Source organism: Methylomonas sp. EFPC1 (genome assembly GCF_016925515.1).
GTDB lineage: Bacteria > Pseudomonadota > Gammaproteobacteria > Methylococcales > Methylomonadaceae > Methylomonas > Methylomonas defluvii.
Genome location: NZ_CP070494.1, coordinates 558,162 through 583,969 on the forward strand (window position 1 = coordinate 558,162; position 25,808 = coordinate 583,969).

A 25,808-nucleotide genomic window follows, 5' to 3' on the forward strand; every position below is an offset into this window, starting at 1 on the left:
GTCGCCGTACACATCGATTAACACCCTCGTTCATCGATGTTTTTTTTGATTTTTGGAGCTCCAGACAATGTTCGATAACGACAGCAACAGCAATAATCCTAACAAAGATAAATTTGCTCACCTTAAAGCGATTGCCGCCGGCGAAGTACCGACGCAACAGCCGACTCCGTGGCAACACGAGGTCAATAACCCATTGATCGGCACTATCAAAGGCTTCGGTGAGTTTCACCACGAACGCTTTGGACTGCAAAGAACGATCATCGTCGAACGTGAGAACGGCGAGGTTGTTTCGGCGTTTATGAATGCCTATATCGCCAACGGCATGGAACACCATAATGCCCAGCCCGGTGACTTGGTGCTGATACAGTTACTGGGAAAGGCCAAGAGCCAGCATGGTAATCAGTACAATGAGTTTCAGCTATATGTAGAGAAACCAGCATAACGTCAATTGCTATGCATCGATACAAGGCACTGGCTTCGGCCAGTGCCTTGTTTTTGTTTGTTGATCAGATTCTGAATGACTGAGCATCGTTAGTGGTCGGCTCCTGACGGCCGAGGCCGTGTAAAAACGCAAAAACAAAATTCAAAAATTAAAATTTTCCCCACTTTTTCGGTTATTTCGCGTGCATGCAGAATAAGCATTTCCATCCAGAGATAAAATTAGACTGCCAAGCTAACTTATTTTTCCACCGCTCTTTGAGTTTTTACGTTTTTACACATCCTGGGCCATAACCGGCCGTTGAGGGTGCTGGCGAAATTTTCGATCCCTAAGTTCAGCGAATGACAGCTTTTCGGCAAGCAACCTTGAGTCGTCTTTGGCTCGACCCGGCCAAAACCCGCCGCTCGGAGTAGCTATCCCATTTTAATAATTAAGGCACCATGTAACCCAATCGGCTGTCCGGTATTCGGCTACGTTTTGGGTCGTCGTTTGATGGCTCTAGGCTCAATACGTCCAGGTCGGTTGTCAACCAACTGTTCAGCCACAAAAAGGAGCTGGCAGACCCGAGAGGAATCCGGGTGACCGTTTGCTTTCGGGTTTACCTTTGCACCCATTACGATTCATATGGAGCCAATTTCACTTTGCCCGTGGGCTAACTTGAGTCGCTGACACAAAAAACTCGACAATATCCTGACTTCGCTCGGGCCAATGTGAATGGATTTGATCACCTTCACAGTACAACGTTTTTACGCCCCCGGCACACCCTGAATAAGAGGAGCAACCATTTGCGATTTTATCCGGAATAGGATCACATTTATTACAAGCTGCCCACCAACCCACCGCTTGCTGACCATAACCAGGAAACAGGCGATCCTTGCTGCTGTGCATGATCATAACCGGCAAGGGCTCGGGGCATCTGCGGTCGCGCAAATCATCATATGCAACCCCTGCTGCGCTCGGCGCAATGGCACGTGGGATGTGTCGTGTGCCAGTCATAAATGCTAATGCCATTGCCGAAGTCCCTCCATCGGAATGCCCGGTAACATAGACCTGTTTTTCATCAATACACCACTTTTTGGCCATTAAACTGGGAATGGTGCCTAATTCTACGGTAGTGCTGGGCGATAATTCCGGGTGATCCGCATAGGCCACGATGAAACCGGCTTGGGTAGCAGGAAAAGTGAACCCAGTTGTTTTTTCGGTTTTAGCCCGATTCGATCCGGCCGGAGAAAATACCAGTAATAGTGGGTGGGCAACGGATGCATCATAATTGGCTGGTGTGCGGACATTGTATTTGATGCCATTTTCGGTTTCTTCACCATAAGTCTCTCCAGCGTCTCCACTGAGTTGATCAGCTTTGCAAAGACGTTGCAGCATCTCAGGTCGATACACGGCCTGCCCCAATTCTACCGAGTCGCCGCTATGATCCATCAAAAGCATGACAACCATTACTAATATCGGTAACCCGAATAGCACTTTCTGCCAAGAATTGGTTCTTAAAAGAAAAACCTTTAATTGAGCCATATTCATAGTCATATTCCCCCTAAGTACGTTTGACTCGCCTGCACCATTCGCTCATGCCCCAGGTGAGTGATTGGGCGCTTCCTTATTCGCTAACTTCATTACTATATAAGCCAGCAACAACAAGCTTCCGATCATCACAATCTGCGGCATATAGCCTTTTCCCGGAACCGATTCCAGGCCAACAGAGAACGGAATATGAGTATCAAGACGCTTATCCTTGTCGACAATAGCGATGTGTGCCAAATAATTACCAGCACCATATTGACTAAAATCGACCATACTATCGAAAGTGCCGTTTTTAACTTTTTTCGGCTGCTGATAAAAAACCCTTTGCCCTTCAGGTTCTTTGGTGATTTCGAATTCCACGCTGACATTGCGCAGACTTTTACCTTCGTAGTCGAACACCAAATTAGTTGGGCCGATTTCGGGAATGATGCTGCAATATTCCCGATCCCCTGACAGAGTCGGGGTATAGGCCGTGAAATGGACTCGTTCAAAACCAACTCTCGTAACGCAAGCATCGGCCTCGTCAGGCGCACCGCGATGCGCTTGGGCAATAGTTGGCATTAATCCAACCAAAAAGACAACAGGCAGCAGACCCAGCCACCTAATGCGCTTATAAGCCACCTTTTTTAGTTTGATAGAGTTAGACATTGATTTGCCTCCACTGTGATTATGTTAAATCCGATGGTCGGATTAGAAATCAAAGGTTTCCACCTCGGAGATCAGAAACAACGGCTCACCACCGCTAGAAATCTCAACGGCATGCTGAGCTGTTTCTTGGCCGCCTGGTGAATTCAGACAAGCCTCTAATTCGGCGAGGGATGGAAAATAAACCTCGGCAATCCGATGAAACTGCGCTGCAGATTTGTCTGCATTGGAAAGAATCAATGAGGCGACAAATCGTGTTTTGCCGGCCAGCTTTTCGACAGCCATCGGCACATGCTCATCAGCATAACGACGTTCAAAAGTTTTTAAATCTGTTGGTGTAGGGTACATTACGATTAATTTTGCAGTTTTCATAGGAATATTGAATATTTATTTGATTGGACGTTTATATTAAATAATGAGTTAGGAAAATAGTAAAATACCAATTTTCTATGAAACAATAGGTTTTTCCTATTCAAAAAGGGGCAAACTGTGGAAATGCAACAAATACGCTATTTTCTGGCCGTCTGCGATAAAGGTTCATTCACTCGCGCTGCACAAGCAACCTATGTGGCCCAACCCTCGCTGACCCAAGCAATTAAGAAATTGGAAGATGAACTTGGCGGTGAGCTATTTAGCCGAGACCGCAGTGGATGTCGGTTGACGGCTTTAGGACGTTTGGTCGAACCTTCTATACGTGAAATAGTGCGCAAGACGCAAGCTGTCAAAGCTGAGGCTGTGCGTTTCAGCCGCTTAAATACTGTGCCACTTCGCATCGGCGTGATGACGACAATTGCCGCACACCATTTAAGTCCATTCTTCACTGACTTTCAGCAAGAACGACCCCATGTAGAACTGGAATTAGTCGTCGACAGTGAATGCAATCTATTGAATCAACTTGATGAAGAGGGCCTGGATTTAGTTATCAGCGCACCAACATCCTTACTGGCAGAGCATTACCAGTCTTTAGAGCTTTACGAAGAACGCTATGTCGTTGTCTTCAACGACAAACACCGTTTCAATCAAATGCAACAAATTGATTTAGCGACCATACAAGCTGAACCTTACTTGGATCGCCTGAACTGTGAATTGCGTGAAACACTGAGGAGTGTGTGCCAGGGGCGGCAGGTCAATCTTTATGCTGCCTATAGAAGTAATAGCGAAGAGTGGATACTGAGTATGGTACGCGCCGGAATCGGTGTTGCGCTAATGCCGGAATTCACCATCACCAAAAATGCAGATCAGATTCGAGTTCGTTATCTGTCAGATCCGGAAATTCGTCGCACCATCTGCGCTATATTCCCACCCACATCGGCCGCAAAACCCGAAGTGGCAGAAGTATTGAAAAGTCTGCGGATGGGTTTTTAAAAAATCACAGGTTAGGCAAAACTAAATCAAAAGTCCGATTATGGCGTTTAAAGGGGTTAGGAAACCTCTGATTATTGCAGTTTTTCAAGAAAAATTGACGCGCAAACCATTGTTTTAATTGGTGCTGAACCAATCTGCCAGAAAGCCGCCATACATGTTTCTCAATAGCTGACCTTCAAATAGGCTTGAGCAGACCTTCACCAACTCAATTTATTGTTGAAGGTTACAATGAAAAGCCCAGTTTTATTTGGTCATTTGCTTGGCAAATCAAAAATCCTTTTAATATTCAGACATCACGTTCTCAATACGTCGATCTGGCACTAACCATAGCAATGCGACCAGCACATAAAGCCCTTGAGCTAACCATGGCGACCAAAACGTGCTTAGTGTCGCTATTAAGTAAATCAATGGTGAGGATTTACCCTTCCAGTCGCTACCGACAGCTCTTTTTAATAGCGAATTTGCCCCTTGTGAAACGATGATGAGGTATTGTATTAATATGTAAGCGATTGCTGCCATCAATAGAACCACTCCGTAAGCCATCGTTGGTATAGCCGCAAAGTGATTTTCCCCCATCCAGGCAGTTGTGAACGGAAATAACGATAACCAGAACAATAAATGCAGGTTTGCCCACAGTGAATCGCCCCGGGAATCTCGGAGGCTGATTGTTGTGAGTCATGCTGCCTTAGCCGGCTCGGAAAGTTGTTGATAATACATGGCCTCGGCTTCGGCGGGTGGGATATTACCAATCGGTCCTAACAGCCGTCGATGATTAAACCAGTCAACCCAGGTCAAGGTGGCGAGTTCGACGGCTTCGCGGTTTTTCCACGATTGCTTGTGAATCAGCTCAGTTTTATACAGACCATTGATGGTTTCGGCCAAGGCATTGTCATAAGAGTCGCCCACACTGCCTACGGATGCCTCAACGCCGGCTTCTGACAGACGCTCGGTATAACGAATCGAAACATATTGCACCCCCCTATCGCTATGATGGATCAGGCCACCGTCGCGCTGGGGTTTCCGGTCATGCAGTGCTTGTTCCAGCGCATCCAGCACAAAGTCGGTGTGTGCGGAAGACGACACTTTCCAACCGACGATGTAGCGGGCAAACACATCAATCACGAAGGCCACGTAGACAAAGTCCTGCCGGGTTTTGACGTAGGTAAAATCCGCCACCCACAGGGCATTCGGCCGCTCGGCGCTGAACTGCCGGTTGACGCGATCTAAGGGACATTCCGCGTCAGCGTCACTGATCGTCGTCTTGATGGTTTTGCCTCGCCTGACACCTTTAAGTCCTAGGTTTTTCATCAGGCGCTCCACGGTACAACGGGCCACGACCCAGCCTTCGCGTTTCAACTGATTCCAGACTTTTCGCGCGCCATAGTTTTGGAAGTTTTCATCCCAGACGCGCCGAATCTGCTGGTTCAGGATATCGTCCTGCTTGGCGCGGGCCGAACGAAGCTCGGGATTGGCTTTGCGCGCAGCATGCAAATAATACGTCGATGGGGCAATCGGCAATACTTTGCAAATTGGCTCGACCCCATAACCCTCGCGATGATCGTCGATGAACGCTTTCATGACTTGAACCGGCGGTCGAGCTCCGCCTGCGCAAAATATGCCGACGCTTTGCGTAGAATCTCGTTGGCCTGGCGCAATTCACGGTTCTCGCGTTCTAGCGCCTTAATGCGCTCCACTTCGCTGCCGGACATTGCTTTGACTGTACTAGTGGTTGGTTGGGTTTGCCTCAACCAGCGACGTAGCGTTTCAGCTGTACAGCCAAACTTGGCCGAAATCGACTGAATCGCCGCCCATTCTGATGGGTATTCGCCTTGATGTTCTCGCACCATGCGAATGGCTCGTTCACGGATTTCCGATGAATATTGGTTTGACGTTTTCTCTTTCATTGCTCCATTCTCTCAAAGGTTGGAGCCTCCGAGATTCCCGGGGCGATTCACTCTGTGTTTGCCGAAATGGCGAGGGCTCGATATTGGCAGGCACCCTCTATATGTGGATGTCGCAAAATTGGCCGTTGGATGCGGTCGCCAATGACCGCTTTGTAGATCTCCAGTTCCCAGGCGCTGGATTTAGCTGACTGACTGGTTTGGAGAAGTGCGACCGTCAAGTTTGGGTCGCCTGGCGACTGTCCGCTCTTCAGATTGATCGCCGGAAAGCTGCCATTGAATTCCGATACCTGAAAGCTGCCGTTCGTCACTGAGTCCAACCGACCCATTTTTGACGGTCGCGTTTCTCAAAAGCAGCCAGTCAGCAAGATCAAGATTCTGCGAACTAGAGGGCTACAAAGCAGCCATTGGGGACCTCACACAACGGCTAAAAGGAGACTTTGGATGAGGTTGAAGATGAATGGGTCTTACAGACTGCTATGGGTAGCATTGCAGCTCATCAAAAGGGTCGAGTGATAACATTGAATAGTTGATTCTGGAAATTTTCCAAAAACCCGCTTGTACCATCTTTACTAGGGGTTGTAAGCCCGTTTCGGCCTGACAATGCTGTATACACTCCGCTCGGGTAATCGGCAGCACATGTCCAGAATCGAGCCTTGTTGGTATGCCGGGGGCGCAAGCACGAAAGGCTCCTAGGCACAACGGTATCAGGAGGCTTTGATAGATGGTGCTGACAGGCCGCGTTAGAGATTCATTCCAAATTTAGAACTACACTTATCATCTTTAAAATGAGTAGGCGATTATTTTCTGCTAATTTTCATTTATCGTCCTTTTTTAAACTTTCATGAGCAAGATAAAACCCTTACAAACTATCGAGGACCTAAAAAATATGACTGTAAAAAACTGTCTAATCGTTGACGACAGCAAGATGTCGAGAATGATGGTTAAAAAAATTATTCTTGATGCGCACCCCGATTGGATTCTTGCGGAAGCCCAAAACGGCCAAGAGGCCATTGACCGGGCCAGCGAGGCTGGGTTTGATATTATTTTGTTGGATTACAACATGCCGGTGATGGAAGGTGGTGCGGCGGCAGCGGTGATTCGACCGTTGCAACCTGAGGCCCAAATTGCTTTTTTAACCGCAAATGTTCAAGAGGCGGTAAAAAATCTGGCAATTCAATTAAGGATTGATTTCATCCCCAAACCTATTACTGAAGAAAAAATTAAAAGATATGTCGGATAACATCGATAACACTGATGAAGATTTTCTGGATGCCGTAGCTGAAATTCTCAACATCGGCATGGGGTATGCCGCCAGCGCACTCAGCGAGATGGTCAATGAGGAAGTCAAGCTGAGTGTGCCGGGTGTCATGTTTGTGAGCCGGCCCGATGCCTTAAAAATCCTGCAAGCCAAGACCGAGAAGGAAGTCAGCGGTGTTTGTCAGCATTTCGACGGGATTATGGGGGGCGACGTATTATTGCTGTTCCCCGAGGAGAAAAGCCTGCAATTGGTCAGGGCTGTTTTGCAACAGGATATTTCTCTAGACGATTTGACCGAAATGGAGCAAGAAGCCATGGCGGAGATCGGCAATGTCATTCTAAATGGTTGTTTGTGTGCGATAGCCGATTTGTTCGAGCAGCAAATTACCGGCGGTATTCCGGAATTCGTAAAAGGATCCTTGACCAGCATTCTCACCGATGAGCCACTTGTGAATAAGGTCGAAGCCTGCGTCCTGCTCTTGAATATGGAGTTTTCATTGGCTAAACAGCATGTTGAAGGGTATGTCTCATTTTTAATGGATGTAGATTCAATGGATGTCTTCAAACAAAGTGTTAAGACCTATTTAGGTCTGTAATTTTGGAACAAACACTGATGGCCAGCGGCAATACATTGATTCAAGAGCTATATCCAGCTATTTTCGAGAATTGCCAGTTTGGATTGATCGTGCTCGATACACAAGGGTATGTTATAGATTGGAATAACTGGGTCACTAAATTCAGCGGCCTGAAACTTGAAGAGATAAAGGGCAAACAATTACGGGAGATATTTCCCCGCGCCATGAGTGGCAGCCTGGGTCGAGCCGTAAAGTTGGCGCTGAGCCGTGGCATGAGTTCGGTTATTTCACACACCTTAAATCCAAACATCCTGCCCTTGTTTTCTAGTTCTGGAGCGGCAATCGATCAGCAGCTTAAAGTCCAACCGTTAAATGTCAATGAACATAGCCAGTTGTGCCTGATCCAGATCACCGATATTACCGCCGCGGTTAAACGTGATAAACAGTTGCTCGAAAACTTGGCTGAAATGAATTTCCAGAAGTCTGCGTTGGATCAGCATGCCATAGTGGCTATTACCGATGCAAAAGGGACGATTACTTATGTCAATGATTTGTTTTGCCGGATTAGTCAATACGGTCGCGAGGAGCTGTTAGGGAATAATCATCGCTTGATTAATTCTGGGGTTCATCCGAAAGAGTTCTTCCGCGATATGTTTCGCAGTATTACTAGGGGTAAAATCTGGGCAGGTGATATTTGCAATCGAGCCAAGAATGGCGATTTGTATTGGGTATCGACCACGATAGTGCCCGACATGGGTAAAGACGGTAAACCCAAACGTTATTTTGCGATCCGGGCGGATGTCAGCAAGCTAAAACGCGCCGAAGAGGCTGCCAACGCAGCGGCGATTGCCAAATCGCAATTTCTGGCCAATATGAGCCACGAAATTCGTACCCCGATGAATGCGATGTTAGGCCTAACCCGCCAAGTGTTGGAAACCGAATTAACCCATGATCAACGCGATCAGCTTAACAAGGTATCCACATCCAGCCAGGCCTTGGTGCGCATAATTAACGATATTCTGGACTTTTCCCGGTTTGAATCCGGCTACATGGTGCTGGAACAGGTACCGGTCAAACTGGAAGCCGTTCTGATGGAAGTGTCCAATTTGTTCGGCGCTCAAATTGAAGAAAAAGGTATAGAACTATTTGTTGAGATTGATCCGGACACGCCGTTGTATATCAGCGGAGATGCCTTGCGGTTGGCGCAAATACTTAACAATCTGCTCGGCAACGCCGTCAAATTTACCGATCACGGCGAGATATATGTGTCGGTGCAAACCGAACGTCGAGATGGTGAGTCGCTCTTACTAAGCTTTACTGTGAAAGACACCGGGATAGGCATTTCGTCGGAGCACATTAAATTGCTCTTTAAACCTTTTGTGCAGGCCGATAACTCCACAACGCGTAAATTTGGTGGCAGCGGACTTGGTTTATCGATCGTCAAAAAGCTGGTCGAACTGATGGGCGGCGACATTCAGGTAAGCAGTGTGTTCGGTCATGGTGCCACTTTCAAGTTCACCATCAAAGCCGGGGTGGTACCCGATGAAATGCAACTTCCGTACAAAGCTCACCACGATTTGCAGCGTTTACGTGGCAAGCGCGTGCTGGTGGTGGACGATCAAGAGACCTCACGCCATATCTTGTCGCGATTATTGACGGCTTGGGGAATTCAAGCAGTTACTGCTGAGTCCGGCGATGAAGCTTTGCTGCTGCTCGCCCAAGCAGATTGGGAGAACCAACCTTTTTATGCGGTATTGTTGGATTGGCGAATGCCTGGAAAGAACGGTTTGGAAGTAGCAACGGAAATTAAGAGGCAACTGAAGCAGGGCGGCAAGGAAGTCGAATTAAAACTGCTGATGGTGACAGCTTATGATAAACAAACTTTGCTAAATAGTTCGGGCGTCGAATGTGTGGATGGCATTTTAAATAAACCGATCGTGCCCTCCATATTGTTCGATGCACTATTGCGTCGTCAAGCGCCTGAAACGAACGACCGCGATAAACATACTGATCGAACCTTCAACGGGTTGCGGGTATTGCTGGTCGAGGATCATGAGCTAAATCAGGAAGTCGCTGCCAATTTTATGAAAAAACGGGGTGTAGCCGTCACGGTTGCTTCGCATGGCGGCGAAGCCGTGGAGATAATCAAGCATAAAACCTTCGATCTGGTTTTCATGGATTTGCATATGCCGGTTATGGGAGGAATCGAAGCCACACAATTAATTCGCGAACTACCCCAAGGTCAAAATCTGCCTATTGTGGCCATGACCGCAGCTGTATTGGAGGAAGATAGGAAAAAATGCGTGGATGCGGGTATGGACGATTTTATTTCCAAACCGGTGGAACCCGAGGATTTGCTGCGGGTAATGAGCCGGTATTTTCTCGTTTCTGACCAAGCCGAGTTGGCGAATTCGACTGTGCTGCGCAATGAATCCATCCTGGATTTGGCGCAAGGCCTACATCGTTTAGATGGAGACAAAGTGTTACAGCAGCGGCTCTTGTTACATTTCAGCGAGCGGTGTCAGTTTATTGCAAAACGTTTCGAGACATTGATCTCGGACGCGGATACCGAGGCCCTCATTGAGTTGATTCATGGACTAAAAGGCGTCTCCGCCAATCTTGGCGCTGTTGGTTTGGCCGAAGCTTGTCGGCGCGTGCTCGAGGAAGTGAAAGTCGGCGGCAAACTATCTCGCGCTCATTTTGAAGCCACTCTGTTAGAAACTCGGACGCAGATACAACAATATCTTATGGATTACACGCCACCCAATATGGATAACCAGGTGGCGGAATCCGTTTCCATAACCGAATTCCTGGGAGAGCTGGAACGGTTTATCAGCAAACAGGAAGTGATTCCGGATGATTTACAAGCACTACTGGCTCAACTTGCTGATTCTGAATTGCCGTATTCGCCTGGATTACGCCAATTGCAACATTATCTGAGTCACTTCGATCACCAAGGGGCCGGTGAAGTCTTAACGGTGTTAATGTCCAATTTTACGAACAAGCATGATGAGTAATATGGCGGAACAACCCGATAAACCACTCGTTTTGCTGGTAGACGATTTACCGGCCAATCTGCACGTTCTCGTCTCGGCGCTGAAGGCCGATTACCGGCTAAAGACCGCGACCAGCGGCCTGGATGCATTGAAATTATTGCAACAACCGGATAAGCCCAAGTTAGTTTTGCTGGATGTCAAAATGCCTGGTATGAATGGTATAGAAGTGCTTCGCCGCATGCGGGACGATTTACAAATCAGTGATATTCCGGTGATTTTATTGAGTGCCGACGCGTCCGAACAAAGCGAGCTAGCCGGATTGCATCTAGGCGCGGATGATTATCTGTTCAAACCCATATCACCCAACGTACTCACGGTAAGAGTGCGTAATCAAATACAACGCTATGCTGATCGCATTCAGTTGCGTTTGGCGGCCCACGTGTTTGAACATAGTGGCGAGGCGATTCTGATTACCGATCAACATAACCGCATTATCGACGTCAATTCGGCCTTTGTCGCATTGACGGGGTACGATAAATCCGAAGCCTTGGGTAAGGATCCTCGCTTCCTGTCCTCCGGACAAACCGAACGTGAAGTCTATACCTCAATGTGGGAGGCGATTCATAAAAATGGGTTCTGGCAGGGGGAGTTGTGGGACAGAAGTAAGTCGGGGGATATCTATCCTAAAATGGCAACCATATCGGTGGTGCGCGACCGCACAGGCAACATCGAATTTTATTTGGCCAGTTACATAAACATCAGCAATATCAAGGAAGCGCAAGCCCACATCCAGCATCTGGCTCATCACGATCCATTGACGGGATTACCCAACCGCCTGCATTTACAGGTATTTTTGGAGCAATCCATGATGATTGCCAAGCGCCAATCAGAGCAATTGGCGGTCATGTTATTGGACTTGGACCGCTTTAAAAATATCAACGACACCCTGGGTCATTCGATCGGCGATGAATTGTTGATACAGGTGGCGAACCGTATCAAATCCAGCATACGGAAAAATGATTTGGTTGCCAGACTGGGGGGCGACGAATTTGTCGTGGTGCTGAGAGGCGAAAACATACAGAGTATGGCGGCCTCGGTAGCGCAAAAGATCTGCGAAAATTTGCAACGTCCTTTCGGATTGGCGGGTACTAACTTGCGCACCGCAACCAGTATCGGCATTGCGATTTATCCCGACAATGCCCAGCACATGGAAGGCTTGATGAAAAATGCCGATATGTCCATGTATTTTGCCAAATCCGAGGGCGGCGATGGCTTTCGGTTTTTTTCGGCTGAAATGAATCGGCATGCGCATGAACGTATGGATTTGGAAAATCAGCTGCATTTTGCGGTGGAAAACCAACAGTTCGAGTTGTATTACCAGCCACAGTTTTCTTTACCCGACCTGCATCTCATCGGCGCGGAAGTATTGTTGCGTTGGCAGCATCCGGAAAAGGGCTTTATTTCTCCCGCCGTATTCATTCCCTTATCTGAAGAAACCAATCAAATCTATAAAATTGGCGAATGGGTGCTGGAACATGCCTGTGAACAGGGAGTTAGTTGGATACGGGAAGGGTTTCCGTTAAAAAGAATCAGCGTCAATGTTTCGGCAAAACAGTTTCAGAATAAACATTTTTCCGAATTGGTAGCTTCCGTATTGGCAAAAACAGGCCTCCCCAGGGAAAAATTGGAATTGGAGTTGGAAATTACCGAGACCGCAGTGATGACATCCCCCGGCGACGCTGGCGCCTTACTCCAGTCTTTTCGGGAAGGCGGTATTATGGTGGCGCTGGACGATTTCGGCCAAGGGTATTCATCACTGGGTCAATTGAAAAACTTACCCCTCGACCGATTGAAAATCGATGCCGCGTTTGTGCGGGATATTTCCGGGGATATGCACGACAAAAACAATGGTGCCATTGCCGCAGCGACTATTGGCTTGGCACACAATTTGGGATTTCAGGTGATTGCGGAAGGTGTCGAAACCCAAGAGCAATTGGCGTTTCTGATCGCACATGGCTGCGATGAAGTACAGGGTTTTTACTTTGCTAAACCTATGCCAAAACGTGAGTTCGAGAAATATTTGCGTGATTGGCTGTGAGTAATTTAGTGGTGTAAGGGGGGCTCAACGGGAAATACCCTAGAGTTGCGGGTCGATATTAGAACTACTCTTTACTCACGACCAGTATGTATTACTTGTAGATTCAAGTTTTCCCTGAGGTAGGCCGTCCGATGACTTTTCCTTGCATGAGATATGCTTGACATTGAGCACCAGATGATCACATCCAGCTATATATTCATAACACAGTCTGATCTTAACTTTGAATAGTAGCTCAGTGACTTTCACCTGCCGTTGACTTGAAAAGCGCGACAGTCTGCAATTTGGCCGTCAGCGCCCGTTCCAGCAGATTCAATTTAGTAGTTTGACAATAAATCTCCTTAAACAAAAGCTAGGAGTATGTCATGAACCCGGAAAATCAAAACAATCAGCACACACCCTGGAATAAAGGCAAGTTGATTGGACAAAAATCGCCACTAAAATTGAAGGAAATCTGGGCCATTCGGATGCGTTTACAAATGGCCAAAAATACACGCGAACTAGCGTTATTCAATCTTGCCATTGATAGCAAGCTCCGAGGCTGTGATTTGGTCAAGCTTAAAGTCTGCGATGTGGCTCAAGGTGGCCGGGTGTTATCACGCGCAATGGTCATGCAGCAGAAAACGCATCGACCGGTTCAATTTGAGATAACGGAACAAACTAGAGAGTCTTTAGCAAACTGGATTAAACAAGCGCAATTAAAATCTGATGAGTATCTTTTTAACAGTCGAATTCATCGGTCACCTCACCTTTCCACACGACAATATGCGCGAATAGTTGAACATTGGGTAACATCCATTGGTCTTGATCCGGCTGCTTATGGCACTCATACCATGCGCCGCACAAAGGCGACCTTAATTTATCGTCGGACGAAAAATTTAAGGGCCGTTCAGTTATTGCTGGGCCATACTAAGCTGGAAAGCACTGTTAGGTATCTCGGCATTGAGGTTGACGATGCGCTTGAAATTTCAGAGCAGACTGAAATTTAGCGCTCATTAACCCGGTAGCAGTCATTTTTATGGCTGCTACCCATCAACACATTGATTTGGCCTTGGTAAAGCGAATGGGTTTTGGTCTGGGTGAGACATCGACAATTTCAATTTGCTCGCCGAATACCGGACATTCAATTGGATATCGGAGGCCTTAAATAGTTGAAATTGGATAGTGACCTCGACCGGCAGGTAATGGCCGTTTGGTTGAGGTCGCCAACGGCGGCTTTGTAGTCCTCCAGTTCCAGAATCTGGCTTCGGTCAACTGGCGGCTTTGGAGAAGCGCGAGTGGCAAAAAGGGTCGATAGCGTCGAACCAGCCCATTCAACGCAAGATCGCCCAACCCTCTTCATTTTTTTATTTCCCGCCGTTCTTGAAGTAATTTGTCACGCTGTTCTGCCCAAAACATGCTAGCTGTATGTTCCGAAATATTCCCATCCGCCACCAATTGGCAGAGCCCAATAAATGAAGCATAGAGCTTGATGATGCCTTCGTCCTTGGGATATTGGCTCAATAATTCATGCTGTTTTTGCCGGGCATCGGCATTGCAAAACTCATTGGGGAGTGTTGCGAAATCAATATTGTCGCCGCCGCCAATCGCAGCTTTCGCGGTTTGAGAAAGTATCAGCAGGAAGCAACAAATCAATTTCTTCGTCAAATCCGATCCTCAAATCGACATTTCGTCCAGCGCAGAACTAATAGAAGGATAATCTCTGTTAGAAATGTATGTGTCAATCCGGAATCGCGGGTCATGGTTTTTTATTGCAATGCGGGTTCTGTACACCGGGCATCATGATGCCTCGGGCTGTTCACCCAATCGCTGACCGGGGTTGTGGTCATGTTGGTGTAGGCTTGGTCATCGAGTAAGGCATAGGCATCATTGGTGTTCGCAGTTTTGTTGAGCCAGTCATGATAATGCTGTGTTGGAATGATGACCGGCATGCGCTCATGAATCGGTTGCATCAGTTCATTGGCGGCGGTGGTAATGATGGTGCAGGAATACAGGGTTTCGGTATCATGTTGCCATTGCTCCCATAATCCAGCGAAGGCGAAGGGTTGACGATCTTCGCGGTGAATGTGAAAGGCTTGTTTGCCGTTACGTCGTTCCCACTCGTAAAACCCGTCTGCGGGTATCAAACAACGTCGATGCTTGAAGGCGGAACGAAACGACGGCTTTTCCCGGATCGTTTCCATGCGGGCATTGATCAAGTGCGCACTGTTTTTGCTGTCTTTAGACCAGGACGGTACCAAGCCCCAGAACAGATTCACCGCTTTGCGCGAACCGTCATCGAGTTCAACGATGTTCAAAATCTTCTGGTTTGGGGCAATGTTGTAACTTGGGTGAAATTTCACCGGGCGCAGCAATTGAAAGTGCTCAACGATGTCTTCAACGCTTGCAGTCAAACTATAGCGGCCACACATATAGGGTTGCTCTCCAGATTTCAAACAAGAACAAATGTAGAACAAAATAAAATCTGGCGGTAGACTACTCACCCCGAGATTTCAGTGTATTACCATTATGACCGTTACACCGCTTTCCATCACTACTCAGAACGTTGTTTCCCCGCTGAAAGATCTATGCCGCGTCACGCTGTTCAAACCGGCTGCACCGTTATCGCGCGTAGCATTGCCGCTATTTATCAGCAAAATCCCGGCAGGTTTTCCGTCGCCGGCGAGTGACTATATCGAGAAGGACCTGGATTTGAACGAGCTGATGATTGAAAATCCAGCGGCGACGTTTTTTGCTCGCGCCCAAGGTTATTCGATGATCAATGCTGGTATTTTGCCCGGCGATATATTGGTGATCAATCGGGCCCTAGACCCGCAGCCGGGTTCGATCGTGGTGTGTGTCTTGGATAACGAATTTACCGTCAAGCGGTTGGTGTATGACAACGGCCAGTGGCAACTGCATGCAGAAAACCCAGAGTATCCGGCTATTGAGCTCAATGAAGACAGCGAAATGCAGGTCTGGGGCGTGGTCACCTATGCTATTCACAGCGTTAACTGATGACCGCCAATAGCTTAGGGGGTATACGGCAATCATTACCAGCAAATGATCGGCGACGTGTAATTGCAGCGAGTGACTTTCCCGGTCTCGGAACGGCGGCATGGGTCTGCACCGCGATCAGCCAACAAAAAACACTAGAGCGGTTTCGAAATCCCAGTTTGGCGTCAGGCTGGAAAGGAGGTTGTGAGTCGCTGTAAAATGCCTTCCGCGTCAAACACGCCCGATAAGGGGAGTGGTGGCAACGCAGCTTGCAATTCCGAGCCTGCCGACATAATGCTGAGCAATACAATGTGCCGGATTGTCGGCGGATCGAACGTAATAACTCTCGTGGATAGGCGAGAAAATGCCAGTTGTCCTGGTTGGGGGCTTGATTGTTCGATGCCATTGTCGGGCATGATGGTACGCTGCGCCAATCGCTTACGTCATTCTGAAGCTAGGCACGATTTGCGTGCTATGCTCGATCTCGCGAGCACGAGGGCGTTTGGTTTTGGGGGTGTTGCGTCAGTAGGCTGTTTTCACTAGTGAGATCCTCAGGCTATTGATAGCCTGAGTAAGGCCTCGAACAATTCCGTTAGAATGGATTTTGATACGGTCATTTTTTCTGTTTTAATCGCCAGAAGCCTTCGAACTTAAAACTGTCTCTTGCCGGGGTGTAGGTGGAAGCGGGCGAGATTGAGTTCATGTAGTCTAGGCTCGTTGTACAAATATGCTTGGTTAATTTTGACGATTCAAGGCTGATCGATCATGGTTGTATCTAGTGAAGTAAGTCATGGCTCTTATTAAATTGGTTGGCAACGTAGATTGCTTTTTTACAAAAAACATTTTAAGCTCTTAATAATGTGTGGAATAAATAAAATATTAAGAGATAAAGTATTTTGTATTTATTAGGCTTGGCTCATGGGGATTTTCTGGTCAAATAGGTTAACTTTTGTCTTCTGATAATCGCCTTTTCAGCAGGCGGTTGAAATTATTTTCGACGTTGAGTATCCATAAGTATGGTTACTACAAAACATTGTCGACAAGTTATTGATTTTTTGTTGTCGATGAGTAAACTTAAATGATTAGGTTGTGTTTTGAGGGTGATTTTCTGACTGAATTGTGTTTTTAACGGGCCCTTAAATCAACTGGTGTCAGAAGTTAGTCAATGATGCTATTATTGACTTGACGTCGAGCCGAATAATTAAATAGATTGAGTTATCAACTTTAAAGAGAAGCGGGTGGATGCACCGTAATACATAACGTTACGACCGCTTCGGCAGGTAGTGGAAAGGTGTTTTATCGTGTACAAGTCGGTCTTTCCTGAAAAGGCTTTTTTACAACGTTTAACAATTGATGCCGTAGAAATTGAAGCGCAATTACATTAAGCAGAATTGCTTTAGATTATGTTTTTTCGGTTACCTAAATGAGTCGCAACAGACCTTAGTCTCACATAATAATTAAATACTAGATGGATGTATTGTTCATAAACCCCGATTCGTCTACTAAGGCTTATCAGGATCTCGCTAAAACCTATTCAGCTATCGAGCCCCCTACATGGGCACTTTTACTGGCGGAGTCATGCCGAAGCAAGGGATTTGATGTAGCCTTAATGGATTGCGACGCTGAGCGTTTGACGCTTGAACAATCGGTTCAGCGCATTGATGAGCTCAACCCCCGTTTGGTAGTGTTTGTTGTTTACGGGCAAAACCCCAATTCCGGAACAACCAGTATGATCGGCGCATTGGCCTTGGCTAGCGCGTTTAAGGATGCTGCTGGTAACCAAACGCCGATTGCCTTTGTTGGGTCGCATACGAGCGCTTTGCCTCTGGACGTTTTGGCTCATGAGTGCGTCGATATTGTGTTGCTCAACGAAGGTGTTTACGCATTGCACAACCTGTTGAAAGGCAATCTCAAGAGCGACTTGGCGCATGTCAAGGGCATCGGCTATAAACAAAACTCTTCGGCTTTGCCCGTGCTCAACCCGCCTCAGTCCGTGGTACCGCAGGAACGAATGGACGAAGACCTGCCGGGTTATGCCTGGGATTTGCTGCCTTACCGCGAAAAACCACTCGATCTTTATCGGGCGCATTTCTGGCATGCCGAGTTCAGCCACGACAAACGCACACCGTTCGCGGCTATTTACACCTCGCTAGGTTGCAATTTCGGTTGCGATTTCTGCATGATCAACATTGTCAATCGATCCGATAACGGCGCCGGCATTGATGCCTCGCACTCCCGCGGCATGCGTTTCTGGTCGCCAGCCTGGGTAATTCGCGAAATGGAGAAACTGGCGACGCTTGGCGTTCGCACACTACGCATCAGCGACGAAATGTTCTTCCTCAATCGTAAGTACTACGAGCCGATACTGCAAAACGTGGTCGATAGAGGTTTCGACTTTAACATGTGGACTTATTCCCGCGTCGATACCGTCAGGCGCGATGCGCTCGATTTATTTAAACGCGCCGGCGTAAACTGGCTGGCGTTGGGCATCGAGGCGGGTAATCAAATGGTGCGCCAAGAAGTTTCCAAGGGGTCGTTCAAGGAAGTCAATATCCGTGACGTGTGCGACACGATTGGCGATGCCGGCATCAGCATTATCAGCAACTATATCTTCGGCTTCCCGGATGATACGCTGGAAACGATGCAGCAAACGCTCGATCTTGCCATCGAGCTCAATACCGAGATGGCCAACATGTATCCTTGTCAGGCCTTGCCGGGCAGTCCTATGTACCATATTGCCAAACGCAACGGCTGGAAACTGCCCGAGACTTACGAAGGCTTTGCCTTCCTGTCGTATGAATGCGAACCGTTGCCGACTAAGTATTTGCGTTCGGAGGATGTGTTGCGTTTCCGTGATCAGGCATGGCAAACCTACTTTTCAAATCCCGCCTATCTCGGGCTTGCCGAGCGCCGTTTTGGCGTGCAGGAGCGCAAGAATATCGAGGACATGGCTAGCATCCGCCTTAAGCGAAAATTGTTGGGAGATTGAGCACTTGATTATCACCAGAACCCCGTTCAGGATTTCGTTTTTTGGGGGGGGCACCGATTACCCAGGTTGGTATCGCGAGCATGGCGGCGCCGTGCTGTCGACCTCCATCGATAAATATTGCTACATCAGTTGCCGTCGCCTGCCGCCGTTTTTCGACCATAAACACCGCATCGTCTATTCCTTGATCGAAAACGTCAAACATAACGACGAAATTCAACATCCCGCGGTGCGCGCGGTGCTTAACTGGGCGAATGTTGCAGAAGGCCTGGAAATTCATCACGATGGCGACCTGCCTGCTCGTTCCGGTTTGGGTTCCAGTTCGTCGTTTACCGTGGGCTTATTGAACGCCTTGCAGGCCTTGCAAGGGCGAATGACCAACAAGGATGAATTGGCCAGCGATGCGATTCACATCGAACAAAACTTGATTGGTGAGAATGTCGGCTCCCAGGATCAAGTGTCCGCCGCCTTCGGTGGCTTCAACCGGATTGAGTTTCATACCAATGATACCTTCGACGTTGCACCGTTGATTCTGCCGCAACAGCGCCAACAAGAGCTCCGTCAACATTTGATGCTGTGCTTTACCGGCTTCTCGCGTATCGCCTCCGAAGTCGCGAAGTCGAAAATCGACAATTTGAAAAATCGCGAAAAAGAGCTGAAGTTGATGCGGGCAATGGTTGACGAGGCTATTGCATTGCTGCAGGACGGCTGCGAGCCCATCGAATCCTTTGGTAAGCTGTTGGATGCCAGCTGGCATTACAAACGTAGCTTGTCCGAGCGGGTGTCCACCCCAGAGATCGACGAAATATACAATGCGGCCATGGACGCCGGCGCCATCGGCGGCAAAATTTTGGGCGCGGGTGGTGGTGGTTTCTTATTGTTGTTTGCTAAACCGGAGAAACAGGCCGTGATTCGCGAACGGCTCAACAACTTGATTCACGTGCCGTTCAATTTCGAAGACTCCGGCAGTCGAGTGGTTCTCTACCAACCCAACGGACTTTAATTGTGATGCACCAGTTTTTATGTCTTGGCCTTTATGCCGGGGTGGCCAACGGTTCGCCCCGTTCTCGAACCAACGCCGAAACGGAGGCGCTGCTTTGAATTCCCAACCCCTTGATTTACGCGCCAAGGCCCATTGGGTCTGGAGAGAGACGCTAGCGATCCACCGTCGCGCGCCCGAGACTCGGTTGGCTTCGTCGCTATCAGCCGTTGAAATTTTCGTCGCCTTGTATTACGGAGGCGTCTTGCGTTTCGATGCCTCTCAGCCATTGGCGGCGCATCGTGACCGTTGCGTGATCAGTAAGGGCCACGGTTCAATTTGCATGTATCCGATTTTGGCCGATCTCGGTTTTTTTTCCAAAGATGAATTGTTGCGAGTTTGCCATAGCGGCGGTTTTTTGGGCGGTATTCCCGATCCGGTGATTCCTGGTTATGAGACTGTCAACGGTTCGCTCGGCCATGGCCTGGGCGTAGCCACCGGTATGGCTCTGGGCTTGAAGCGGCTCGACAGTGACCGACAAGTGTTCGTCGTGTCAGGTGACGGCGAATTGCACGAAGGAGCCAATTGGGAGGCCGCGATGTTTGCCTCTCAACACAGGCTCGACAATCTGAATCTCATCATCGACGACAACGGTATCAGCATGCTCGGCTATACCGATGATATCGTCAGCCACCATTCGCTAAGCGAGCGCTTAACCGCGTTTGGCTGGGATTGTCGGCGAGTCGATGGTCACGATGTGTTGGCTGTGCAGGCGGGTTTGTTGGAGATGAAGGTGACGGCGGCCGGTAAGCCGAAAGCGCTGATCGCCAAAACCTTGAAAGGTCGCGGTGTGCCGGGATTGGAGAATGCGCCTTTGTCGCACATTCTTAATCCCAAGCCGGAATTAATTGACAGTCTACTGGAGCAATTGCCATGACGACCAAACCGCTACCGATGCGCGACGTTCTGCTTGATCGGGTTTGGCAAGCGATGGGGCAGGATACGAAAATATTTTTCGTCAGTGCGGATTTTGGTTCGCCGATACTGGATAAAATACGCGCCGATTTCCCCGACCGTTTTGTCAACGTCGGTATCGCCGAGCAAAATTTGATCAACGTGTCTGCCGGTCTGGCGCTCGAAGGGTTTACCGTGTTTGCTTACGCGATTGCGCCGTTCATAACCATGCGCTGCTACGAACAGATTCGTGTCAGCTTGGCATTGCTGTCGGAAGTGCGGCCGATTAACGTTAACCTGATCGGCGTCGGCGCCGGTTATAGTTACGTGGTTTCCGGGCCGACGCACCAGTGCTACGAAGATTTGACCCTTATGCGCGCGATGCCGAATTTCCAAGTGTTTTCACCCGCCGACCATGTAACGGCGGGAGCATTGTTCGAGCGCTGCGTATCGGCTACCGGCCCCAAATATTTGCGCTTTGACGCTCAGGTATTGCCGGTAATCTACGAACAAACGGCACCGGACTTACGATTGGGTTTTCACGTTCACCGTCGCGGCCAGCGCGTGTGTTTGCTGGCCACCGGCTACATGTTACATACCGCGCTGAAGGTGGCGGCTCAGCAAGACCCCGAGCACGATGTCGGTGTCATCGATTTGGTGGACATTGCGCGTTTCGATGAGGATCGATTAGCTGACGAACTCGCTGGCTATCAAGGCTTGGTCAGTCTGGAAGAAGGCTTTAGTGGTCGCGGAGGGGTTGATGCCATGCTATTCGATTTCCTGGCCCGACGTAAACTGCCCTTGACACTGCTCAATCTGGGGGTCAATGGCGGCTACCGTTTCGAACTGGGTACACGGGCCGAATTACACGAACAAGTCGGCATAGGGCCGGAAGCCGTGCAACGGCGCGTTGCGGTATTCATTCAATCACTTTCTCATTAACCGGGTATTCGACAACATGAAATTCCCCCTGATGCGTAACAACATTCTGCGCGAAGATCTCGACGCAGTGATCGAACATCTCAAACAGGACGATCCGATTTTGACTCATGGTGCGAACGTGCGCGCGTTCGAGGCCGAGTGGTCGGAGTGGCTGGGCGTGAAATACAGTGTTTTCCTGAATTCCGGTGCATCGGCCAACCTGCTGACCATGGCGGTGTTGAAGATACGCCATCCCGAAGGCGGCGAAGTCATCGTGCCGCCGCTGGCCTGGGTATCGGATGTTGCATCGGTGTTGCAGAACGGATTCACCCCGGTATTTGCCGACATCGATCCGGCAACGCTGGCGATGGATACTCAACAAATTCTGAGTAAGATTACCGACAAAACCCGCGCCGTGTTTCTGACTCACGTCCAAGGTTTCGATGGCCTGACGGACGAACTGGTCGCGGAACTCGAACGCCGCAACATTCCGTTGATCGAAGATGTCTGCGAATCGCACGGCGCCCGCCATAACGGTAAATTGCTGGGTAGTATCGGCTGGATTTCCAATTTTTCCTATTACTACGCCCACCACATGAGCACCATTGAGGGCGGCATGGTTTGCACCAACGACCCCGAGGTCTACCAGCAAGTGCGCATGTTGCGTTCGCACGGCATGGTGCGCGAGGCGACCGACAATGATTTGAAGGCACGCTACATCGACGACAATCCGCAGCTCAACCCGGATTTTATTTTTGCCTATCCGGCCTATAACACCCGTAATACCGAAATCGGCGGCATAATGGGCCGTAGCCAACTCAAACGCCTCGATATGATCGTACAACGGCGTACCGAAAATTTGCTGCGCTTTCTCGATAAAATTGATGCGTCCAAATACCGCACCGATTTCAAACTTGAGGGGTCGAGCAATTACGCTTTTAATCTGATCCTCAAAGAGGCCGACGATAATTTGGTTCAACGAGTGATGAAAAAAATGCGCGAATCCGGCATCGAATTCCGCAGAGGTAGCGCCGGCGGCGGCAACCAGATCCGTCAGCCGTATTTGCGCGGCATCGTGCCGGAAGGCCATCATCTGGAATATCCGAATACCGAACACGTTCATTTTTACGGTTTTTACATCGGCAATTTCCCCGACTTGAACTCTGCCGAAGTCGACGAACTGTGCGCGTTGCTCAACGCGGTTTGACGGCGACATCGTGACCACGGCAATTGTTCTGGCAGGCGGCTTGGGCACTCGTTTGCGTGACGCGGTACCCGATTTGCCGAAACCGATGGCCCCAATTAATGGTCGGCCGTTTCTCGAATTTTTATTCGAGTATTGGCGTACCCAGGGTGTGGAGCGTTTCATTCTATCGGTTGGCTACCGGTGCGATGCCATCATTGATTACTTCGGTGAGAATTATCGTGGTGCGATGATCGAATACGTGCTCGAACAAACTCCTCTGGGTACCGGTGGGGGGGTGCTGTTAGCCGCACGCAACATCTCGGCCGGCGAACGTTTTCTGTTGCTCAACGGCGATACTTTCTTCGCTGTGGATTTGGAGCAGTTAATGTGTTTCGCACAACGTAACGACGCGGATTGCTGTTTTTCGTTGTTTCGTTCCAACGAAGAAGGCCGCTATATGGCGCTGGAAGTAGCGGACGACGGTCGCATCGAGTCCTTGCAGTCAGGTAAGGGCGGTATCGGCAGTTTGGCCAACGGCGGCGTGTATTGCCTGCGCCGTAGCGTATTGTTGGAAGAACAATTTACGCCGAACGCCAAATGGTCTCTCGAAGACGATATTTTTCCGGCGGCTTTGAAGGCCGGTCGGCGTTTAACCGGTATCGAGTTTCCGGGCACTTTCATCGACATTGGCATTCCAGACGATTACGCACGCGCCGCGCAAGTGTTGAACCAGGAGGCGGCGTGGATATAGTTTCGCGCATCAGGATCAATGTTCAAGCCTCGATTGATGCCAAGATCAGTCTATTGGCGGATACCGAGGCTTTAACCGAATTCGGCGCAGCGGTGGAAGCCGTCATTGCCTGTTATCGCAACGGTGGCCGCATTTATATCGCCGGTAACGGCGGCTCGGCGGCCGATGCTCAGCATTTGGCGGCGGAGTTTGTCAGTAAACTCGCGCGGGAACGTGACGCTTTGCCCGCAGAAGCCCTGACTGTCGATAGTTCCATCCTGACCGCAATCGGCAACGACTACGGATTTGAACACGTATTTTCCAGGCAGCTGGCCGGTAAAGCCTGCGGCAACGACATCTTTTTAGGCATCAGCACGTCGGGCCAGTCGCCGAACATCTTGCAAGCGCTGGCGCAATGCCGCGCTATGTCGATACCCAGCATCGTATTTTGCGGCCGCGATGGCGGCAAAGCGCGCGAACTTGCGATGTATGCAGTAGTCGTTCCGGGAACTGCGACCAGCACTATTCAGGAATTACACATAGTCCTGGCGCATACGCTGTGCGAGTGCGTCGAAGCGGCAATCTTTGGCGAATGAATTTTTTCGAACCGAAAGGAGAGTTATGAGTTACAACATTTTAGTGACCGGCGGTGCCGGCTATCTGGGTTCTACCATGGTACCCGACTTGCTGGCAGCGGGACATAAAGTTACGGTGCTCGACAACTTCATGTTCAAGCAAAGCAGTTTGAACCACGTCTGCCACCACCCGAATTTCTCGGTCGTAAAGGGTGACATCCGCTTGGAAAAAAATGTCGCACCATTGCTCAAAAATGCCGATATTGTGATTCCGTTGGCTGCGCTGGTGGGGGCGCCGCTGTGCAATCTGGATCCAATCGGCGCAACCACTACCAACCACGACGCGATCACACTGATGCTGAAGTTGTTGGCCAAGGATCAAATCGTGTTGATGCCGACCACGAACAGCGCTTACGGCACCGGCGATGAAAACAACTTTTGTACCGAGGAGTCGCCGTTGCGTCCGATTTCGCAATATGCAATTGAAAAGGTCAAAATCGAACAGGAATTGATGCAGCGCGAAAACGCAATCAGCTTCCGTTTGGCGACCGTATTCGGCATGTCGCCTAGAATGCGCGTCGATTTATTGGTCAACGACTTTACCTACCGCGCGGTCAACGACCGATTCGTCGTGCTGTTCGAAGGCTATTTCAAACGCAATTATGTACATGTGCGCGACGTTTCCCGCGCTTTCCAACATGCGATTACCAACTATGACGCGATGAAGGGTCAGATTTACAACGTCGGTCTTTCAGAAGCCAACGTCTCTAAAAAAGAATTATGCGAAACAATCAAAAAGCAGATTCCCGACTTCGTGTTCATCGACGCGCCTGTCGGTAAGGATCCTGATCAACGAAACTACATCGTATCCAACGCCAAAATCGAGGCAACAGGTTACAAAACCTCTGTCAGCCTTGATGCCGGTATCTCCGAATTGATCAAAGGTTTTACCATGATCAAGAATTCGATGTACGGCAACGTTTGATCCAACACCAAACTAACTATCAGCTACGGCATGCAACACGAAGATAAGGTAACGGACCAGAACTTTCGGATCGAACTTTTGGGGCGACAAGAGGTATTCGAAAACGCGCTGTTTCGGGTTTATGCCGATCACGTCGTCGATTCTCACGGCAACGAAGTGCCTCGCTATCTGAGCGTCGTGCCTCGCTGTTTAGTCGACGACTCTGTCGCCGGCGTTGCGGTACTTCCGGTTGCCGGGCACGCTATTGGCTTGATCCGAGTGCTAAGGCACCCGTTACAGCGCTGGTCCTGGGAAGTGGTCAAGGGGCATGGGGAACCCGGCGAAAGCCCAGCCGCCATAGCGGAACGCGAGCTGATGGAAGAGACGGGGTTGGCGCTATTGGACGGTGGTTTGAGGGATATGGGGGGGCTGTCGCCGGAAGCAGGCGTTATCCAGGCTCGCTCTCGGCTGTTTGCCGCTTCGGTCGATGCCGGTGCAACCGCCAAGGTCGAACCGGAGTTCGGCCACGGCGAGCTTCAATTTTTCGACCGATCCAAGGTATTACAAATGATCGCCGAGGGTGAAATCGAAGACGCCAGTTCGTTGGTGCTGGTTTACAAATGGTTGATGACGCATGATTTCAATGTTTGAAGACATTTTTGATTTGTTGCTCCGCTACGGCTTTTTAAATGTGCTATCAGCTAGTTTGAGTTCAATTCGCCGCCCAAACT

The 25,808-nt window shown here is 49.2% G+C and carries 25 protein-coding genes and 1 other annotated feature; of the genes, 17 read left to right on the forward strand and 8 right to left on the reverse strand.

All coding sequences use genetic code 11. From position 1 onward, the window contains the following. The first annotated feature begins 67 nt into the window (after nucleotides 1–67). Nucleotides 68–442, forward strand: coding sequence for a hypothetical protein (locus tag JWZ98_RS02595; RefSeq protein ID WP_205453078.1), 375 nt, complete (start codon nucleotides 68–70; stop codon nucleotides 440–442). Between the two features lie 633 nt (nucleotides 443–1,075). Here the strand turns inward: JWZ98_RS02595 and JWZ98_RS02600 are convergent. From JWZ98_RS02600 to JWZ98_RS02610, 3 genes are read right to left on the reverse strand one after another with little or no spacing between them, the layout of a single operon-like run. Beyond that, the gene (locus JWZ98_RS02600; RefSeq protein WP_082877685.1) at nucleotides 1,076–1,969 is read right to left on the reverse strand and encodes a poly(3-hydroxybutyrate) depolymerase; all 894 of its coding nucleotides are present in this window, start codon (nucleotides 1,967–1,969) and stop codon (nucleotides 1,076–1,078) included. Between the two features lie 45 nt (nucleotides 1,970–2,014). Beyond that, nucleotides 2,015–2,617, reverse strand: coding sequence for a hypothetical protein (locus JWZ98_RS02605; protein WP_064041007.1), 603 nt, complete (start codon nucleotides 2,615–2,617; stop codon nucleotides 2,015–2,017). Nucleotides 2,618–2,659: 42 nt separating this feature from the next. Next, nucleotides 2,660–2,986 carry an EthD family reductase gene (locus JWZ98_RS02610; RefSeq protein ID WP_205453080.1) on the reverse strand — a complete coding sequence of 109 codons (327 nt, stop codon included), beginning with the start codon at nucleotides 2,984–2,986 and terminating at the stop codon, nucleotides 2,660–2,662. A 117-nt stretch (nucleotides 2,987–3,103) separates the two neighbouring features. Here JWZ98_RS02610 and JWZ98_RS02615 point away from each other — a divergent pair, with 117 nt between their 5' ends. Continuing rightward, complete coding sequence (locus tag JWZ98_RS02615; protein WP_205453082.1) at nucleotides 3,104–3,979, forward strand: LysR family transcriptional regulator; 876 nt, start codon at nucleotides 3,104–3,106, stop codon at nucleotides 3,977–3,979. Nucleotides 3,980–4,258: 279 nt separating this feature from the next. Here the strand turns inward: JWZ98_RS02615 and JWZ98_RS02620 are convergent, their stop codons facing one another. The 3 genes from JWZ98_RS02620 to JWZ98_RS02630 form a co-directional block, all read right to left on the reverse strand. Continuing rightward, nucleotides 4,259–4,498, reverse strand: coding sequence for a hypothetical protein (locus JWZ98_RS02620; protein ID WP_205453084.1), 240 nt, complete (start codon nucleotides 4,496–4,498; stop codon nucleotides 4,259–4,261). Between the two features lie 156 nt (nucleotides 4,499–4,654). Beyond that, nucleotides 4,655–5,883 (reverse strand): IS3 family transposase gene (locus JWZ98_RS02625; protein ID WP_205453086.1). Its coding sequence is split into 2 segments (ribosomal slippage): nucleotides 4,655–5,592 and nucleotides 5,592–5,883, totalling 1,230 coding nucleotides; the frame shifts between segments, so codons are not numbered across the junction. Beyond that, nucleotides 5,483–5,599, reverse strand: a sequence feature (AL1L pseudoknot). (Overlaps the previous gene by 117 nt.) A 47-nt stretch (nucleotides 5,884–5,930) precedes the next feature. Then, a complete protein-coding gene (locus JWZ98_RS02630) occupies nucleotides 5,931–6,191 on the reverse strand; it encodes a hypothetical protein (RefSeq protein WP_205453088.1) in 261 nt (86 codons plus the stop codon). Nucleotides 6,192–6,769: 578 nt separating this feature from the next. On the opposite strand from JWZ98_RS02630, the gene JWZ98_RS02635 reads away from it, so the two are divergent. The 5 genes from JWZ98_RS02635 (at nucleotide 6,770) to JWZ98_RS02655 (ending at nucleotide 13,795) form a co-directional block, all read left to right on the forward strand. Continuing rightward, entirely contained in the window at nucleotides 6,770–7,123 is a 354-nt protein-coding gene (locus tag JWZ98_RS02635) for a response regulator (protein WP_205453090.1), read from the forward strand. Then, a complete protein-coding gene (locus JWZ98_RS02640; RefSeq protein WP_205453092.1) occupies nucleotides 7,113–7,736 on the forward strand; it encodes a chemotaxis protein CheC in 624 nt (207 codons plus the stop codon). Before JWZ98_RS02635 ends, JWZ98_RS02640 begins: the two co-directional genes overlap by 11 nt. 2 nt (nucleotides 7,737–7,738) lie before the next feature. Beyond that, complete coding sequence (locus JWZ98_RS02645) at nucleotides 7,739–10,732, forward strand: PAS domain-containing hybrid sensor histidine kinase/response regulator (RefSeq protein ID WP_205453094.1); 2,994 nt, start codon at nucleotides 7,739–7,741, stop codon at nucleotides 10,730–10,732. Then, a complete protein-coding gene (locus tag JWZ98_RS02650; protein WP_240348186.1) occupies nucleotides 10,722–12,809 on the forward strand; it encodes an EAL domain-containing protein in 2,088 nt (695 codons plus the stop codon). The genes JWZ98_RS02645 and JWZ98_RS02650 overlap by 11 nt, the downstream gene beginning before the upstream one ends. Nucleotides 12,810–13,171: 362 nt before the next feature. Next, entirely contained in the window at nucleotides 13,172–13,795 is a 624-nt protein-coding gene (locus tag JWZ98_RS02655) for a tyrosine-type recombinase/integrase (RefSeq protein WP_205453096.1), read from the forward strand. Between the two features lie 349 nt (nucleotides 13,796–14,144). Here the strand turns inward: JWZ98_RS02655 and JWZ98_RS02660 are convergent, their stop codons facing one another. Further along, nucleotides 14,145–14,453 carry a hypothetical protein gene (locus tag JWZ98_RS02660; protein ID WP_205453098.1) on the reverse strand — a complete coding sequence of 103 codons (309 nt, stop codon included), beginning with the start codon at nucleotides 14,451–14,453 and terminating at the stop codon, nucleotides 14,145–14,147. Between the two features lie 101 nt (nucleotides 14,454–14,554). Then, entirely contained in the window at nucleotides 14,555–15,217 is a 663-nt protein-coding gene (locus JWZ98_RS02665; protein ID WP_205453100.1) for an SOS response-associated peptidase, read from the reverse strand. 97 nt (nucleotides 15,218–15,314) lie between these two features. Here JWZ98_RS02665 and umuD point away from each other — a divergent pair, with 97 nt between their 5' ends. The 10 genes from umuD (at nucleotide 15,315) to JWZ98_RS02715 (ending at nucleotide 25,728) form a co-directional block, all read left to right on the forward strand. Beyond that, nucleotides 15,315–15,803, forward strand: coding sequence for a translesion error-prone DNA polymerase V autoproteolytic subunit (gene umuD / locus JWZ98_RS02670; RefSeq protein ID WP_205453102.1), 489 nt, complete (start codon nucleotides 15,315–15,317; stop codon nucleotides 15,801–15,803). Nucleotides 15,804–17,250: 1,447 nt separating this feature from the next. After that, nucleotides 17,251–18,771 (forward strand): radical SAM protein, encoded by a 1,521-nt coding sequence (locus JWZ98_RS02675; RefSeq protein ID WP_205453104.1) that lies wholly within the window; start codon nucleotides 17,251–17,253, stop codon nucleotides 18,769–18,771. 4 nt (nucleotides 18,772–18,775) lie between these two features. Further along, complete coding sequence (locus JWZ98_RS02680; RefSeq protein ID WP_205453106.1) at nucleotides 18,776–19,771, forward strand: hypothetical protein; 996 nt, start codon at nucleotides 18,776–18,778, stop codon at nucleotides 19,769–19,771. A gap of 94 nt (nucleotides 19,772–19,865) precedes the next feature. After that, on the forward strand, nucleotides 19,866–20,684 hold the full coding sequence (locus JWZ98_RS02685) for a thiamine pyrophosphate-dependent enzyme (RefSeq protein WP_205453107.1): 819 nt from the start codon (nucleotides 19,866–19,868) through the stop codon (nucleotides 20,682–20,684). Continuing rightward, nucleotides 20,681–21,643: a transketolase C-terminal domain-containing protein gene (locus JWZ98_RS02690; protein WP_205453109.1), complete on the forward strand. Its 963-nt coding sequence runs from the start codon at nucleotides 20,681–20,683 to the stop codon at nucleotides 21,641–21,643. Before JWZ98_RS02685 ends, JWZ98_RS02690 begins: the two co-directional genes overlap by 4 nt. Before the next feature lie 16 nt (nucleotides 21,644–21,659). After that, nucleotides 21,660–22,829, forward strand: a complete 1,170-nt coding sequence (locus JWZ98_RS02695; RefSeq protein ID WP_205453111.1) for a DegT/DnrJ/EryC1/StrS aminotransferase family protein — start codon at nucleotides 21,660–21,662, stop codon at nucleotides 22,827–22,829. Nucleotides 22,830–22,839: 10 nt separating this feature from the next. Continuing rightward, complete coding sequence (locus JWZ98_RS02700) at nucleotides 22,840–23,559, forward strand: nucleotidyltransferase family protein (RefSeq protein WP_205453113.1); 720 nt, start codon at nucleotides 22,840–22,842, stop codon at nucleotides 23,557–23,559. After that, nucleotides 23,550–24,134: an SIS domain-containing protein gene (locus tag JWZ98_RS02705; RefSeq protein ID WP_171696635.1), complete on the forward strand. Its 585-nt coding sequence runs from the start codon at nucleotides 23,550–23,552 to the stop codon at nucleotides 24,132–24,134. Before JWZ98_RS02700 ends, JWZ98_RS02705 begins: the two co-directional genes overlap by 10 nt. A 25-nt stretch (nucleotides 24,135–24,159) precedes the next feature. After that, a complete protein-coding gene (locus JWZ98_RS02710; RefSeq protein ID WP_205453115.1) occupies nucleotides 24,160–25,098 on the forward strand; it encodes an NAD-dependent epimerase/dehydratase in 939 nt (312 codons plus the stop codon). 30 nt (nucleotides 25,099–25,128) lie between these two features. Then, nucleotides 25,129–25,728, forward strand: a complete 600-nt coding sequence (locus tag JWZ98_RS02715) for an NUDIX hydrolase (RefSeq protein ID WP_205453116.1) — start codon at nucleotides 25,129–25,131, stop codon at nucleotides 25,726–25,728. The last annotated feature ends 80 nt before the right edge of the window (nucleotides 25,729–25,808 follow it).